This window comes from Corallococcus sp. AB049A (assembly GCF_003668885.1).
In the GTDB taxonomy this organism is placed as follows: domain Bacteria; phylum Myxococcota; class Myxococcia; order Myxococcales; family Myxococcaceae; genus Corallococcus; species Corallococcus interemptor.
Genome location: NZ_RAWL01000199.1, coordinates 1 through 15,326 on the forward strand (window position 1 = coordinate 1; position 15,326 = coordinate 15,326).

Genomic DNA, 15,326 nt, shown 5'->3' on the forward strand with positions numbered 1-15,326 from the left:
GCCCCGCCCGGTTGCCTGGGTGGTTTTCTTGCCTACACGCACCAGCGGAGGGAGCCTCTGTCCCAGGACGCTACAGGACGAGGTGGCCATGAAGCTGGGCGCATGGATGGCGGCGATGCTGGTGATGACGACGGGCTGCGCGACCGGATCCCCCACGGGGGCCTGGGTGGCGTCGGATGCCGTGCGCTACCGCTCCGCGTCCCCTCCGGCCTTCCCGCGCGCCTCGTTCTCCGAAGAGGTGGCGGTCCGCGAGAGCGCCCCTGCGCCGAGCAAGGCCCCGGCTCCGCGCAAGGCGCCGGCGGTGGCGAAGGCTCCGAAGGCCAAGGCTCCGGCGAAGCCGCGCGTCACGCCCGCGAAGCAGACCGTCGCGGCCCCGGCGCCCTCGGCGAACCCTCGTGAGCGGGTGCTGGCCACGGCGCGCGGCCTCGTGGGCCAGTCCTCGGTGCAGGTGAACGGCAAGCGCTACCCCGCGGACTGCACGGCGCTCATCGAGGCCACCTACTCCCAGGCGGGCGTGAAGTTCCGGGGAACGATCAAGCCCGGGGACAACGGCGTCACCGCGATGTACCGCTACGCCCAGGCGAACGGCCGCGTGTACACGAGCGGGCGTCCCCTTCCGGGCGACCTGGTGTTCTTTCGCGAGACGTATGATCAGAACCGCGACGGCCGGCGCAACGACGGCCTCACCCACGTGGGGCTGGTGGACGGCGTGGACGCGGACGGCACCGTCACCGTCATCCACCGCGTGAAACGCGGCGTGGTGCGCTACCGGATGAACCTGGCGCGCCCCCACATGGCCCGCGATCCGAAGACGGGCGAGATCCTCAACGACATGCTGCGAAGCCCCGCCCCCGGCCAGCCGCACGTGCTCACCGGCCAGCTCTTCGCGGCGTTCGGCAGCGTGCTGCCCTCCGGCCCGGCGAAGCCCGTGGCGGTGGCGGCCCGCTGAAAAAGGAAAGCCCGCCGATTCCAGCCGTGCGCTTCCGGAACCAGCCGGAGCGCCGCGCGGGAACCGGCGGGCCTGGACTGCAAAGGCGTTGAGGCTCAGGTCGACGTGGACGTGGGCACGCGAGCGGTGCGGTCCCACGCGGCGCGCTGCGAGTTGCGCAGGAAGCGCCAGAAGCCCACGGCGATGGCCGCGTTCATGGTCACGAAGTAGTACGCGATGGACGTGGCCTTCTTCGCCGCGCCGCTCTTGAAGACGCCGGAGCGGCCCATGTAGGCCAGGGCGTAGAAGCCCAGCTGCGCGCCCAGCGTGAACCGGTAGAACATGCTGTCGAGCAGGAACAGGTTGGCCAGCAGCGCCAGCGCCATCAGCGCGGGAGCGCACCAGCGCAGCAGCTTGTGCGACCAGAAGGCGAACGCGGCGAAGCCGGCGGTGGGCAGCAGCAGCCCGGGCACGAGGCGCAGGCTCTGGAAGTTGCCCGCGGCGATGCGCGCGCGCCGGCCGAACTCCTTGCCGTAGTCCTCCGTCGTCTCCTCGTGGGCGACGGCGCCCTCCTCGTAGACGACCTTGTAGCCGCTCTCCAGGATGCGCAGCGGAATCACGAAGTCATCCACGATGGTGGACGGCGGCAGCTGCGTGAAGAGCGAGCGGCGGATGGCGTAGAGGCCGCCGTTGGCGCCCACCACCGCGCCGCGCCGGCCCTCGTACATCTTGATGAGGGACTCGTAGCTCCAGTACGCGCTCTCCTCGTAGTCCTGCTTCGTGGGGTTGTAGAGGCGCAGCTTGCCGCAGACGGCGCCGACCTCCGGGTCCTCGAAGTGACGGACGATCTTCTGGACCGCGTCCGGGTCGATCATCGTGTTCGCGTCCGAGAGCAGCACGATGTCGCCGTGCGCGGACGGGATGCAGCGGTTGAGCACCGTCGTCTTGCCGGCGCGCGCCGCGGGCGACAGGCGCACGCGCGGATCCGTGCACCTCTGCACGATGCCGTCCGTGCCGTCCGTGGAGCCGTCCGAGCCGATGACGACCTCGAAGCGGTCCGCCGGATAGTCCAGCGCCAGGCTGTTCTTCAGCTTCGACTCGATGCAGTCCGCCTCGTTGTAGGCGGCCACCACCAGACTCACCGAGGGAAGCGGACCGGCCTTGACGCCCGTCCCGGCGCCCTCCCCCGTGCGCATCTTGCGCGCGTTCCGGAAGACCTGGGCCGCGCCCTCCAGGGCGAACAGGCTCAAGGGATAGAGAAAATACGTGTGCACGAGCGCCAGCGCCGCGCACCAGAAGAAGACCTCCGCCATCGACCACCCTCCCAAACCCGAGTCCTCGACGCCCGTGGACAAAGCAAGGCGCGTGCCTGGACGTTCAGAAGGACTTCAGGGCGAGAGAGCCAGCGAGCCCCCGGGACGGACTGGAGTTTCTCCAGGGTGATACGGAGGTGATCCGGTCAACGTTTCAGGGCAAGTCCTCGGCGGCGGGCGTCTGGGCGAGCATCCGCTTCGCCAGGTCGTGCTTGGGGTTGAGCGCCACCACCTCGTCCAGCAGCGTCCGGGCCGTGTCCGGATCCCCCTGGCGGATGGCCAGCCGGGCGCCCAGGACGTAGGCGCGCAGCAGGAGCCGATCCTGTGAGCGCAGCGCACCCAGCTCCTCGGAGACGGCCTTGAGGGTGGCGGCGGGCGAGCCGGAGCTGAGGGCGTATTCGGCGCGGGCCAGGACGCTCCAGGCGGGAGTGGGCTCCACCTGGCGCAGGCGCTCCGCGAGGGCCAGCGCGTTGGAGGCACCGGTCACCGAGGCATGGAGGGCCTGGGCCTTGAGGCGCGAGGCGACGGTGGCGGCGGGCTCCACGTCCGGAGCGGCCCGCAGCGTCTCCACCAGCGCGTCGAACTCCTTGCGCCGCGCGGCGATGTCGGTGCGCAGCGGCTGCATTTCGCGCTCGAGCGCGCTCATCTCCAGGCGAAGCGCGCGCGCCTCACCCATCCACTGCGGCGACGCCTTCGCGGTGGTGACGTCGTCCGCCTGGCGCTTGAGGGCATCCGCCTGGATGCGCAGCCGGTCGAACTCCGCGTGCAGGTCGGACAGCTGGAGGGCGTGGGCCACGGCCAGCTCGGCCTGGACCTCGGCGTACTTCGGGTGCGCGGTGGCCAGGGCCTTGAGGCTCTGGATGGCCTGTTCGCGCGAGGCCGCATCGTCGAGGCGCAGGCTCCGCACGGCCGCCTCCTTCTTCGACACGGCCTCCACGGGCATGGCGGAGTTGCGGTCGCGGAACGCGGGATAGGCCAGGTACCCGGCCAGGACGATGCCCGCGAGCACCGCGAGCACGAGGAGCACCCGGCTCAGCGTGGAAGCGCGCCGCGCGCCGTCCTCGATGACCATGGGCGCCGGGCGGGAGGAGGCGCCGAGCAGTTCTGGAGGAAGGTCGCCGGAGGGCCTGCGGGGAGGAATCGGCCGGTCCAGCCCGCCCCCGAGCAGCGAGGCATTGGGATCCGGCACCGCGCTCTTGGAGGGCTCGGTGCGAGCGAAGGGCGCGTCGTCATCGGGCAGGGAGACGGTCGAGGTCGGAGAGGAGGTCGCCCAGGGACTGCCACCGTGGCCTTCCGGAACGAGCCTGGCTCGCGAGCCGCTGGCCGCCGACCACGGCGGATCCGCGGGGTCGCCCGAAGGAGAGATGTTCTCGAAGGACCGGGAGGGAGCACTGGGCTCCGAAGGAGCCGCCGCCGCGTCCGAGACCGCGCCGAACGCGCGGGTGGAAACGCCCGCCTCGGTCCCCGAAGGCCCCGAGGGCCCCGGCACCGCGCCGAACGCACGGGTGGATCCGTTGCCAACGTCAGCGGCACCGGGGTCCGGCACCGCGCCGAACGCACGCGTCGCTCCCCCACCCTCCGCCACGGGCCCACGCGCTGAAGCACCGGGCTCCGCGATCCGGAACGAACCCGAGGACGACGCGGAGACCGCGCCGAACGCGCGCGTCGTCGCGCCAGGAGCCGCGCCCGGCGCAGGCGGCTGGACCGGAGGCGCCCCGGCAGGAGCAGGAGCCCCCACCGCCCCGAAGGCCCGCGTCGAGCCCATCGCCGCCGGAGGCTGCGCACCGGGAGAGACTGGCGCGATGGACGGAGGCGGAGGAATCACGCCGGACGAAGCCAGCGCCCCCGACGGGGGCGTGGGCTGCGGAACGAACGATCCGGACGCCGTCGTCGATCCCGCGAACAGGTTCGTGGACTTCAGGCTGGAAGCGCCTTCACCGCCGAAGATCTGCGTGGACGATTGGCCGCCGGTCCGTTCTCCCCCACCCGCCGGAGGAATCTTCGGAGCGGGAGCCATGACGCCGTTGGGCGAAGCCATGAACACGTGGCCACACCGCGTGCACTGCACCGAAGCGCCGCTGGGCGGCAGGAGTCGGGCATCCAACGCGTACTGCATCGAGCAATTCGGGCAGGAGAGCTGCACCGGCCGTGCTTACCACACGCTCCCAGGAGGCGCCGCCGCGTCCAGCACGGTGGCTGCCCGAAGGGTCTCCAACTTGGCAGCGCCCACGCCGGGCACCGCGTCCACGTCCTCCCAGGAGGAGAACCGGCCCTGCTCCTCGCGAGCGGCGACCAGCCGTTTGGCCAGGTCACGGCCTACACCGGGCAGCAGGGCCAGCTCGGACTCGGAGGCCGCGTTGAGGTCCAGCTTGAGCCCCAGCGCGAGCGCCTGCGCGCCCGTGGGCACCGTCCCCGGGCCACAGGTGGCGAGCCCCGAGGAATCCAGCCGCACGGCCTCCGGAGGGCAGTCGAGCGCCGGCCGCGAATCCGGCCACCGCGCCCGGGCCGTGAAGCCCAGGGCGAGCAACCCCAAGGACAGCGCCGCGAGCGCGGACGTGCGCCCGAACCGCCTCAGGCCTTCTGCCCCTTGAGCGCGTCCACTTCCGACACGGTGGGGTTGGCCTGCACGGGGGGCGGCGCGTCCAGCCCGAAGGCCGTGTGCAGCGCGCGCACCGCCAGCTCCGTGTACTTCGTGTGGATCACGCAGGAGGTCTTGATCTCCGACGTGGAGATGAGCTGGATGTTGATGCCCTCCTGGGAGAGCGTCTGGAACATCTTCGCCGCCACGCCCGAGTGGTTGCGCATGCCCACGCCGACGATGGACACCTTGGCGATGGCGTCATCCACCTCGAGGCCCGTGGCGCCCACCTCCTGCGCGGCCTGCTTCACGACCTCGTGGGCCTTGGCGAAGTCGGACTTGGCGACGGTGAAGGTGACGTCGGTGCGCCCGTCGCGGGATGGGTTCTGCACGATGAGGTCCACCACGATGTGCTTCGCGTCGAGCGCCCCGAAGAGCTTCGCCGCGGTGCCCGGCTGATCCGGCACACCGACCACGGTGATCTTCGCCTCGTTCCGGTCGTAGGCGACCCCTCGAACCAGCACGTCCTCCATGGATGCGTCCTCCTCGCAGACGAGCGTGCCCGGATCCTCGGTGAAGGAAGACTTCACCCACAGGGGCACCTTGTACTTCATGGCGAATTCGACCGAGCGGATCTGCAGCACCTTGGCGCCCAGGCTGGCCAGCTCCAGCATCTCCTCGTAGGTGATGCGGTCCAGCTTCTTCGCGGCCGGGCACACGTTGGGGTCGGTGGTGTAGACGCCGTCGACGTCCGTATAGATTTCACACGCGTCGGCCTTCAGTGCCGCCGCCAGCGCGACGCCCGTCGTGTCGGACCCGCCGCGGCCGAGCGTGGTGACGCTGCCCGTCTCGTCCACGCCCTGGAAGCCGGCGACGACGACGATCTTCCCCTGCTTCAGCGCGGCGCGGATGGGCTCCGCGTCGATGCTCTTGATGCGCGCCTTGGAGAAGGTGCTGTCGGTGACGATGCGCACCTGGTGGCCGAGGAAGCTCACGGCCTTGCCGCCCTGCGCCTGGATGGCCATGGCCACGAGCCCGATGGACACCTGCTCCCCGGTGGCGACGACGACGTCCTGTTCGCGCTCGTCGGGCCGGTCGGTGATCTGCGCGACCAGTTTGAGCAGGCGGTTCGTCTCACCCGACATGGCGGAGACGACGACGACGACGTCATGGCCGGCTTTCTGGGCGGCGAGGCAGCGGCGCGCGACGTTCTTCATGCGCTCGGTGTCACCCACCGAGGTACCGCCGTACTTCTGGACGATGAGGGCCACGAGGTTTGCGACCTCCCTGCACGGACGGGCGCAGGCTATATGGGCGCCGGGGCCTGGGTGTAAAGGGCCCTCAACCTGCCTGCCGCGAATCCGCTAGCCTTCGTGGCCCAACGATTCCAAGCCGCATTTCCGGAGTAGCCAGAACATGTCCCGCCCCCGCCTCCTCATCGATGGTGACACCCTGAAGCTGGAGGAGATCCTCCAGGTCTCCCGCCACGAAGTCACGGTGGAGCTCGCCCCCGAAGCCGCGCAGCGGGTGCAGGCCTCCCGAGCGCTGGTGGACCGGGTGGCGGCCGGAGACACGCCCTCCTACGGCATCAACACGGGCTTCGGCACGCTGGCGGAGGTGCGAATCGACCGGAAGGACCTGCGCGACCTGCAGCGGAACCTCATCCTGTCGCACGCCTGTGGCGTGGGAAATCCCCTGCCCCTGCCGGAAGCGCGCGTGCTCCTGCTGCTCAGGGCCAACGTGCTGGCGAAGGGCTTCAGCGGCATCCGGATGGAGACGCTGCAGCTGGCCATCGACATGTTGAACAAGGACGTGGTGCCGGTGGTCCCCGAGCGGGGAAGCGTGGGCGCGTCCGGAGACCTGGCCCCGCTGGCGCACCTGGCGCTGGTGCTGATTGGCGAGGGCGAGGCGTTCTTCGAGGGCGTGCGGATGCCGTCGAAGCAGGCGCTGGAGAAGGCGGGCCTGAAGCCAGTGGTGCTGGAGGCGAAGGAAGGCCTGACGCTGATCAACGGCACGCAGGCGATGTGCGCGGTGGGAACGCTGACGCAGCTGCGAGCGGAGCTGCTGGCGGACGTGGCGGACATCGCGGGAGCGATGACGGTGGAGGGCCTGCTGGGCAGCCACAAGCCGTTCCTGCCGGAGATCCACGCGGTGCGTCCGCACGCGGGCCAGAAGGCGGTGGCGGAGCACCTGCGCCGGATTCTCAAGGGCAGCGAGCTGGTGGAGACGCACGTCAACTGCAGCAAGGTGCAGGACCCGTACAGCCTCCGGTGCATCCCGCAGGTGCACGGCTCGGCGCGAGAGGGCCTGGCGTTCGCGCGTCGCATCCTGGAGGTGGAGGTGAACAGCGGGACGGACAACCCGCTGGTGTTCCCGGACACGGGGAACATCATCTCCGGAGGCAACTTCCACGGTCAGCCCATCTCGCTGGCGATGGACGTGGTGGCCATGGCCCTGACGCAGCTGTCGAGCATCAGCGAGCGCCGCGTGGAGCAGATGGTGAACCCGAGCCTGTCGGGTCTGCCCGCGTTCCTCGCGAAGAACAGTGGGTTGAACAGCGGGTTCATGATTGCCCAGGTAACCGCGGCGGCCCTGGTGGCTGAGTCGCGAATCCTGAGCCACCCGGCCTCGGTGGACAGCATCCCCTCCTCCGCGGGCCGCGAGGACCACGTGTCCATGGGCATGACGGCCGCGCTGAAGGGGCGGCAGGTGTCTGAGTTCGCGCGGTCGTGTCTGGCCATTGAGCTGCTGGTCGCGGCGCAGGCGCTGGACTTCCGTCAGCCGGTGAAGCCCGGCAAGGGCGTCCTGGCGGCGCATGAGTTGATCCGCAGCAAGGTTCCGCACATGGACCGGGACCGCGAGCTGCATCACGACATCTCCGCCGTCACGGCGCTGGTGGAGTCCGGGGCGATCCGTGAGGCAGTGCGGTCGGCGACCGCGTAATCACGTTTGCGAATCAGGCAGGGCCGGCTCAGGTGTATTCCGGCTCTGCTTCCAGCCTGAAGCGTGTGCCCTAGGAGAGGCTGTGACTTTGAAACTCGGAGCCCTCACCACGCTTCTGTTGTTCCTGGCGGCATGCGCGACGCCAACGGCGGTTGAAAGCCGGTCCCCAAGGCGCGCCAACCTTCAGCGAGCCGCGACCTTGCCGTGGACGGACAACGGACGGTGCGTCGTTCGGGAGTCCACCCGGCCATGGCCTGTTCTGGCGGAGCGGTGCTTTCATGCCCTCGACCAGGGGCGGGTCCGATTCATCGATCGTTCAGGAAGATGTACGGTCGCTTCTGCTGAAGCCGCGACGCTGGGAATCGGACTTTGCGTCCTGGCCGCTCCGGAGGTCGTCGCTGGCGCGGTCCTCGTCGTCGGCGCGGTAGTGATAGCGGTCGCCATCAAGGAAGCACTGGACGAGGTGGATTGGCCGGAAGCGTCCCCGGTGCAGAGGCTTGAATCCGCTGAGAGAGAGTCCTCAGCGAACCGCAAACCCAGCCCCCAGCCGTCAGGACAGGACTTGTTTCCGCCATCGCCGGGCGAGCCGTTCGAGCGGGATCGTCGACCCGAGTGCAGGCCGATCCTGGGGCCGCCCCGGGGTGGAAACGATCCGCACAATGAATGTGCCGACAAGATTTCTGGCAACAGCTTTCCCGGCTTCAACGTGCTCATCAATGGCAAGCATTACGACGCTCTGGTGCTGTCGCGTCGAACGCTGTGGGAAGTCAAGACGGACGACTTCGAGAAGCAACCGATCCGGTCACAGGACTTCTTCGTGAAGGTGAAACTCCCGGAACTGCGACGAGAAAGAGCACTGGCCATGGCCTGCGGATACGACTTCATCATCGGCGTTCGCAGCAAGGCTCACCAGCAAGCGCTGCTCCGGGCAGACAGGACCCTCAAGGTCGTACTCATGGACTGGTGTTGAGATGCCTTCTACACAGGACTTCCTGAGCCTTCTGCTGTATGCGCCCGCACTGACGAATGCTGAAAAGCGCTCTCTCGCCATGGTTCATGGCGTGGAGCATGCACTTCCCGGCTTGAGGCTGGAATGGACGACCTCGGAAAGAGGAGACCTCATCAGCCTGAACCGCCGCGATGATTGGGTCATGGCCAACACGCTGGATGGTGGGCTTCCGTTCCTCTGCGACGACAACGAGCAAAGTCCCGTGACGCTCTATGGACTGGAGAACCCAGGCGGCCCCGGTGAAAAGCCTCAGTTCGAAGTCCACATGAGATTGCCGATAAATGAATTTGTGATTGGACAAGCCGAGCCAGTCTTAGCGGCACTCGGGGAGTCTGGCGCTGCATGGTGGGGAGAACTGACGCCTTTCACGGCTGCAGCGGACATCGCAGAACAGACAGCCCCCACCTTGGACGGGCCGCCAGTTCCACCGCGAGGACTTCCAGTTCTCATGGCGCCGGGTGCGCACTCCCCTCCCGAGCTTCCAAGCCACCTTGGATGGGTGAACTACTGGTCGGACGCTTCCGCGCGAGCGCTGGGTTTTCCGGATCCTTCGCGCGACGCGGAACTCCTTTCGCGGGCACGACGTACCGCGACGAATGGATGGGTCGTGCGCCTCACGGATGAGCCCCTGGATCTCGACAGGCCCGCCCACCTGGATGCGCTCCTGCGATCCTACGAGCGCTTCCCGAAGATCGGGGGGCGATAGCCGCTCCCATGCAATTGGCCTCGTCTCCCTACGTACGCGGGAATCACGGGGCGTAAGCAGGCCCCCTCATCGAGGCACCTCATGTCCGTGAACCACTTCAAGCTGACCTGCCTGGGACTGCTTGCCGGCATCTGCCTGTCGCTACCTGCCCGCGCGGAGGACAAGGTCGGGCAACGGGTCCGGCAGTTCGTCGCGGACACGCATTTCAACGGCGTCGTCCTCGTGGGCAAGGGGTCACGTGCGGAGTACGTGGAAGCGTTCGGGGTCGCGGACGCTGACGCGAAGAAGCAACTCCAACGGAACAGCCGCTTCTTCGTGGGATCGGTGAGCAAGTGGCTCACGTCCATCGTCGTTCTGCGCTTGGTCGACGAGGGAAAGCTGGCGCTCGACGAGCCCATCCTCACGTACCTGCCGGAGTACCGCGCGGACACGGGGAAGCAGATCACCCTGCGTCACCTGATCAGCCACGGCAGCGGCCTGCCCAATGGGCTCATGGACGCAGCCCAAAAGGAGCCCAGCATCGAGCGTGAAACACGTCCCCAGGCTGAAGCCGTGACCCGGTACGCGAGCGGTGACCTGGTGTTCACGCCGGGCACCCGCTTTGACTACAACATCACCAACTGGATTCTCGTCCAGGCCATCCTGGAGCGTGTTTCCGGGCAGTCCTACGCACAGCTCGCCCAGAGGCTCTTGTTCAAGCCGTTGCGTATGGCGGACAGCGGTATCTCGGCGGGGGAAGCTGGGAACGTTCCGAACCTCGCCTTGGGATACCGCTCGCTGGAGCCCAAGGTGGAGCGTCGCGTGTACACGCTCCCGAACTACCTCGTGACCGGTGGAGGCTTCTACAGCACCGCCGACGACATGCTGCGCCTGAACCACGGCGTGCTCTCCGGAAAGCTCCTGTCGCCCGCGTCCAGGAAGGCCCTGCTGACGGTCGAGCGCCCCGAATCCAACTACGCCCTGGGCGGTCGCGTCCGGACCTTCAAGCCCGTCAAGACCGTCGCGACGAACGATGGAACGAGCGGCGCCTACCGCACTGTCTCCTGGCGCGTGCTCGACGACGGCCGCACCGTCATCCTCCTGAGCAGCGTGCGTCCTGATGACGAAAAGCTCTTCGCCTTCACCGAATCCATCCTGGGCATTCAGGGCGGCGAGCACTGACCATGAACATTCAACGATGGGGCCTGCTGGTTCTGCTGGGCTGGGCGCAGGTTGCAGCGGCCGCGCCCGACAAGGTGGATGCGTTCCTGCGCGCGGAGATGGCTCGCAATCACATCCCTGGCGCCGCGGTCGCTGTGGTCCGCGATGGCAAGGTCATCAAACTGGCGGCATACCGCACGGCGAACCTGGAATGGAACGCGCCGGCCAGCACGCACAGGGCATTCCAGATTGGTAACCGTCCGGCCAACGACGTGCCGTGAGGGATTGCCGACGTAGCGGCGCACGGCGGACGCTGCTGAGCATGGCGAAGCAGGTGGAGAAGCCGGAGTGGGCGCGCGTCGCGGAGGCCTTCGAGACGAGCGGGCAGACGCAGCGGGAGTTCGCGTTGGCGCGGGGCGTGAGGCTGAGCACGTTGCAGTCGTGGGTGTACCGGTTGCGACGGAGCGCGCCGTCGCGAGCGGAAGCCGTGAGACTCCTGCCGGTGCGGGTGGCGACGAGTCCCGCGGCGACGGAGTCCGTGCTGGAGGTGGTGGCCGCGAGCGGAGCGCGGGTGCGATTCGCCGTGGGCACCGACGTGGCGTACGTGGCCCGGCTCGTCGCGGCGCTGGGGCGGTAGGCGGTGTTCGCGCTGCCTGCGTCGGTGCGCGTGGTGCTGGCGGTGGAGCCGGTGGACATGCGCAAGTCGATTGACGGCCTCATGGCCCTGGTGCGCGGCGCGTGGGGCGAGGACGTCTACTCGGGCCACCTCTTCGCTTTCGTCTCCAGGCGGGGCGACCGGGTGAAGGTGCTGACGTGGAGCCGGGGCGGCTTCGTGCTTCTCTACAAGCGGCTGGAGGCGGGCCGCTTCCGGCTGCCCCCGGTGGACGCGGGCGCGCAGGCGGTGACGCTGGACGCCACGCAACTGGCCATGCTGCTGGACGGCATCGACGTGGCCCAGGTGAGGCGCCAGCCTGCCTGGACGCCTCCCGGGCGTACGGGCAGCTGAGGCGCCGGGCCCGGGACGCGGCGTGGCGCAGGCCTGTTGAAGCGGGGTGCCCCGTGAGCTTCCCCAAGACCACTTCTGCCCCTGGCGCGAGGAAGCCGAGGAGCTCAAGGAGCGCCTGACGTCGCTGGAGGCGAAGATGGCGACGCTGGAGCGCCACGTCTTCGGCCGCAGGGCGGAGAAGCTGCCGGCGGTGGCGACGGAGCTGCGCGGGGCCGCGGACTCGACGGCGGCCCGGGCCGAGGCCGCGAAGCGGAAGCGGCAAGAGAGGGCCGCGCGCAAGGCCGAGGAGGCCCCGGCGCGAGAGATTCGCCACGCGGTGCCCGCCGAGGAGCGCCACTGCCCCGCGTGCGGCAGCGAGGACTTGAAGCCCCTGGGCAAGGGCCGCACCTCGGTGGTGTACGAGTACGTGCCGGCCCGCTTCGAGAAGCAGGTGCACGTGCAGGAAGTCCTCGCGTGCGCATGTGGCAGGGGCGTCGTCACCGCCCCGCCTCCGGCCCGGGTGGTGGACAGGGGCGAGTACGGCCCCGGCTTCCTCTCCCACATGGTGGTTTCCAAGTGCGCGGACGCCATGCCCCTGCACCGGCTGGCGTGAGCGCGTGGAGCGAGGCGGCGTGCCCATGAGTCGCAGCACGCTGACGGACCTCTTCCACCAGGCCGCCTCGGTGCTGCTGCCTCTCTCTGCGCACCTCTTGCAATGCATTGCGTCCGCGGACGTGGTGTGGGCCGACGAGACGCCCGTGCGCGTGCTGGACGTGAAGAAGACGCGCCAAGGCTACCTCTGGACTTTCCTCACCCAGACGCCTGTACCGCACCGAATTGTTGAGACACCAGGTTGGTCGTAATCAGGCCGCCTGCCTTCAGCCAGATGCGAATCTCGCGGTGACCACCTCGGGCCCCGGCTCAGACTGAAAAAAGAACGCCTCGTCTCTGTCGGGGCCCAGGACGACCAAGGCCTCGCCCACGCGTGCCAACCGCTCCCGAAGAGAGCGCACCGAGACCACGAGCAGGGCCTTTCCTTCGGGCGAGGCGTCGGCGGAGAGGACCTCGAATCGCGCATCGGCATCGAGAAACGGATTTACGTCGCGGAGCGCGTTACGGATACGGGGGATGAGCGTGGAACTGCGCCAGCGGTGTCCCCCCACGATGGGGATGCTCCGCCCATGGTGCGAGAGGATCTCGAGATGGCCGTCATCGAAGGTCATGGCGGCGCGGAAGACATCATGCCGGAGGATGTCACGGCCCCACTTTCCCTCGCCGTCGCGAACGAATACGTGAGTCGAGGGGGCATTGATGTCGCCGAGCTCCGAGGTGACCACCAGATACTTCCCGAGGGCATCGACGGTGCGGTACTCGACGTCGGCGCCGGTGATGAACCGGTGCCAGGTTGCCCGCAGGGTTCCTCGTGCCACCTCGTCCGTTTGCCACGAGAGTCCGTTATCCTGGCTCGTGGCGAGGGCCGCGCGGCGCTCAAGCGAGGAGCGCTCAGCGCCTCGCGTCGAACCGGCGACCCAGAGTCGTCCGCGAGGGTCACGAGCCACGTCACGCGCCAGAAATCCTTCGGGGAACTCACGCAAGACGGGCCGCGCCACGCCTGGTCGCCAGAGCAGGAGCCTTGATTCTCCGGAGGGAAGACCGGCGACGGTGCCATCGGCCATGGGCACCACACAGTAGGGAGGAAGGGTGGCCAGTTCCTCAGGCCAGCCCTCGAGCGGGTGGAAGACTCCCGCGGCGTCGGCGGCATCGATCGCGGTCCCCTCACCCGCACCGCCGCGCAGCCATAAGGTCCCGTCGGAGAGACGAAAGAGCCGAAGGAAGTATCGATGGCCCGCGAGCATCCGACGGGCAATGCGCTGCGGCGCCAGCAGCCCATCGGGGGAGCTCCGCTGGATGAAGATGGCTTCATCCGACCACGATGCCCACACGGCAACTCGTTGCAACACGCCCTCAGCTCCCGAGTGAAGTCCATGAAACGGTCGGCATCACGAGGGCGCTACGGCTTGCGTCCCCGGATGACAGCGTCCTGCTGTGCATCAATCTCCGCCGAGGCCTTGTCGAAGTCGGGGGCAAAGATGCTCTCGGCAACCTCGTACAGCTCCTTGGCGCCCTCGCGGCCAGCAAAGCCTCCGACGAGCGCTCCACCAATGCCGCCAATGAACCCACCAATGCCCGCACCGATGCCTGTGCCAGGGCCAGGACCAAAGAGTGACCCGATGCCTCCCCCAAGGGCCGCGCCACCCTTGGCGCCCGCCCAGCCGCCAGCCAGTGCGCCTGCGATTCCGCCCACTCCCGCGACCGCGGTCTTCAACCCCTCGCCTTCGGGAGCTTCAATCACCTCCCAGGTGACGATTGCGATGTCGATGGCGATGAGGAGTCGTCCCGCGACCTTGATGCGGGTGGCGGCGCGCGTCACCTTGGTGTCTGCCTTGCCTGCGCTGCCGATGATGTCGTTAGGTGTCTTTCCCTTTCGGATGAGGTCGTCATACGAAGGGCCGATCTTGTCGCCGTACTTCTTGATGTTGCGCGCCTCGGCGAGCGCCTTCGTGACAGGGCTCCCTCTGGCGCGGATGGAGGCCTTGAGCTCGTTCCGTGCCTGGTTCGCCCAGCGGGCGGCTTCGTCAGGGGATTGACCCGAGGCAACCATCCGCAGGGCCTCTTCGGTGATCTCCTTCGCCCCCTTCTCGTAGACGGCCCGGAGCCCCGCTTCGGCGGTCATGGTCTGCCCAACGGAGACGCTGACGTCGCCGACTGCCTCCGTGACCGGGCCAGGACCGTCTTGAGGCTTGCTTTGACGATGAATTCTCGGCGGCGCTCCATGCGCCGCACCCTGCTGCACCACGTGGGCAAGCTCGTGCGCGAGCAGTCGCTTCCCTTCGGTTGTCCCTGGTGCGTATTCGCCCGAACCGAAGACGATGTGCCGTCCGTGCGTATAGGCGCACGCCCGCACCGCTCGTGCCGCACTCTCCGCGGGACCATCCGCATGCACCCGCACCTGGCTGAAGTCGTGCCCGAAGCGTGGCTCGAAGAAGTTCCGCGTCTCCGCGGAAAGCGGAACGCCCCCATGCCCGGCGACGCGAGCCGCAGCTTCAACACCCGGCGCCGCCCCAACGTCCACCGAAGACGCTCGCTTTGCCTGAAGATGGTCCTTGTCCGTCACGCGCGGCATGCCGAGTGGCATGGGGGGCCCCATCCGCATCACCTTGTCAGCCACTTCGTCCGCATGGCGCTCGGAAGGGTCACTCGGAGAGCTGAGGGTCAGCGTGCGTTCCGCCGGTGGCCGCGTGATGGGGATGCGGCTGAAATCGAACGACATTGCCCGGGCGGGATGCTCCGAGGCGCTGTCGGGCGGGTGATGCGACGCGGAGGGCACCCGCGGCACGGGCTTCCGGATGGGCGTAGCTGTCCCTGACGGAGACGACTTCCGGTCGAACGTGAACATGCAGGGCCCCCTGTCTGGCGGACCAAGCATACAGTGGGTCTCCTCGTTCGTTCCACGGGGCCCAGCCGCACCGGACAACCGCCCGTCCGCCTGCCTCCCCTGCACTCAAATCGCCAGGAAAGACGGGAAGTTGAGGGGCCGGGCGAGCGCGTGGTACGAACTCCCGTTCAGTTTCCCCCTCTTAATTTCAAAGTGCCTGGAGCCGGCTTCCATGAGCGAGCGCAATGACGTCACGCGGCCTTCGTCCCCCGCATCGGTGCCTCCCCC

General features: G+C 68.4%; 16 protein-coding genes and 1 pseudogene. 10 read left to right on the forward strand and 7 right to left on the reverse strand.

The genetic code is table 11. The features are described 5' to 3' along the window. Positions 1-88 precede the first annotated feature (88 nt). Entirely contained in the window at positions 89-949 is an 861-nt protein-coding gene (locus D7X55_RS21375) for a CHAP domain-containing protein (RefSeq protein WP_121724035.1), read from the forward strand. A 95-nt stretch (positions 950-1,044) separates the two neighbouring features. Here the strand turns inward: D7X55_RS21375 and D7X55_RS21380 are convergent, their stop codons facing one another. From D7X55_RS21380 to D7X55_RS21395, 5 genes and pseudogenes are all read right to left on the reverse strand, one after another. After that, positions 1,045-2,241 (reverse strand): glycosyltransferase family 2 protein, encoded by a 1,197-nt coding sequence (locus tag D7X55_RS21380; RefSeq protein WP_121724036.1) that lies wholly within the window; start codon positions 2,239-2,241, stop codon positions 1,045-1,047. 154 nt (positions 2,242-2,395) lie between these two features. Continuing rightward, positions 2,396-4,279 carry a tetratricopeptide repeat protein gene (locus D7X55_RS21385; RefSeq protein ID WP_233609979.1) on the reverse strand — a complete coding sequence of 628 codons (1,884 nt, stop codon included), beginning with the start codon at positions 4,277-4,279 and terminating at the stop codon, positions 2,396-2,398. 6 nt (positions 4,280-4,285) lie between these two features. Continuing rightward, a pseudogene (locus D7X55_RS45765) lies at positions 4,286-4,384 on the reverse strand (zinc-ribbon domain-containing protein); the annotation flags it as partial. 9 nt (positions 4,385-4,393) lie between these two features. Further along, positions 4,394-4,774, reverse strand: coding sequence for a helix-hairpin-helix domain-containing protein (locus D7X55_RS21390; RefSeq protein WP_233609980.1), 381 nt, complete (start codon positions 4,772-4,774; stop codon positions 4,394-4,396). A gap of 38 nt (positions 4,775-4,812) precedes the next feature. Then, positions 4,813-6,090, reverse strand: a complete 1,278-nt coding sequence (locus tag D7X55_RS21395) for an aspartate kinase (protein WP_121724038.1) — start codon at positions 6,088-6,090, stop codon at positions 4,813-4,815. A 145-nt stretch (positions 6,091-6,235) separates the two neighbouring features. On the opposite strand from D7X55_RS21395, the gene hutH reads away from it, so the two are divergent. The 9 genes from hutH to D7X55_RS43445 all read left to right on the forward strand — a co-directional run bounded on the left by hutH (position 6,236) and on the right by D7X55_RS43445 (position 12,465). After that, entirely contained in the window at positions 6,236-7,762 is a 1,527-nt protein-coding gene (gene hutH, locus D7X55_RS21400; protein WP_121724039.1) for a histidine ammonia-lyase, read from the forward strand. Positions 7,763-7,844: 82 nt separating this feature from the next. Then, a complete protein-coding gene (locus D7X55_RS21405) occupies positions 7,845-8,732 on the forward strand; it encodes a DUF6310 domain-containing protein (RefSeq protein WP_306437737.1) in 888 nt (295 codons plus the stop codon). A gap of 1 nt (position 8,733) precedes the next feature. Then, complete coding sequence (locus tag D7X55_RS21410) at positions 8,734-9,477, forward strand: DUF5953 family protein (protein ID WP_121724040.1); 744 nt, start codon at positions 8,734-8,736, stop codon at positions 9,475-9,477. Between the two features lie 81 nt (positions 9,478-9,558). Next, positions 9,559-10,638 carry a serine hydrolase gene (locus D7X55_RS21415; RefSeq protein ID WP_121724041.1) on the forward strand — a complete coding sequence of 360 codons (1,080 nt, stop codon included), beginning with the start codon at positions 9,559-9,561 and terminating at the stop codon, positions 10,636-10,638. A 2-nt stretch (positions 10,639-10,640) separates the two neighbouring features. Next, positions 10,641-10,898, forward strand: coding sequence for a serine hydrolase (locus D7X55_RS21420; protein ID WP_121724042.1), 258 nt, complete (start codon positions 10,641-10,643; stop codon positions 10,896-10,898). Positions 10,899-10,939: 41 nt separating this feature from the next. Further along, positions 10,940-11,254 carry an IS66 family insertion sequence element accessory protein TnpA gene (gene tnpA / locus D7X55_RS21425; protein ID WP_121724043.1) on the forward strand — a complete coding sequence of 105 codons (315 nt, stop codon included), beginning with the start codon at positions 10,940-10,942 and terminating at the stop codon, positions 11,252-11,254. A gap of 3 nt (positions 11,255-11,257) precedes the next feature. Next, entirely contained in the window at positions 11,258-11,623 is a 366-nt protein-coding gene (gene tnpB, locus D7X55_RS21430; protein ID WP_121724044.1) for an IS66 family insertion sequence element accessory protein TnpB, read from the forward strand. A 46-nt stretch (positions 11,624-11,669) separates the two neighbouring features. Further along, on the forward strand, positions 11,670-12,215 hold the full coding sequence (locus tag D7X55_RS21435) for an IS66 family transposase zinc-finger binding domain-containing protein (RefSeq protein WP_121724045.1): 546 nt from the start codon (positions 11,670-11,672) through the stop codon (positions 12,213-12,215). 25 nt (positions 12,216-12,240) lie between these two features. After that, positions 12,241-12,465 (forward strand): transposase, encoded by a 225-nt coding sequence (locus D7X55_RS43445; protein ID WP_233609982.1) that lies wholly within the window; start codon positions 12,241-12,243, stop codon positions 12,463-12,465. 15 nt (positions 12,466-12,480) lie between these two features. Here the strand turns inward: D7X55_RS43445 and D7X55_RS21445 are convergent, their stop codons facing one another. Both D7X55_RS21445 and D7X55_RS21450 read right to left on the reverse strand, forming a co-directional pair. Beyond that, a complete protein-coding gene (locus tag D7X55_RS21445; protein WP_147470163.1) occupies positions 12,481-13,563 on the reverse strand; it encodes a hypothetical protein in 1,083 nt (360 codons plus the stop codon). A 50-nt stretch (positions 13,564-13,613) separates the two neighbouring features. Continuing rightward, entirely contained in the window at positions 13,614-14,933 is a 1,320-nt protein-coding gene (locus D7X55_RS21450; RefSeq protein WP_233609981.1) for a DUF4157 domain-containing protein, read from the reverse strand. Positions 14,934-15,326: the final 393 nt, after the last annotated feature.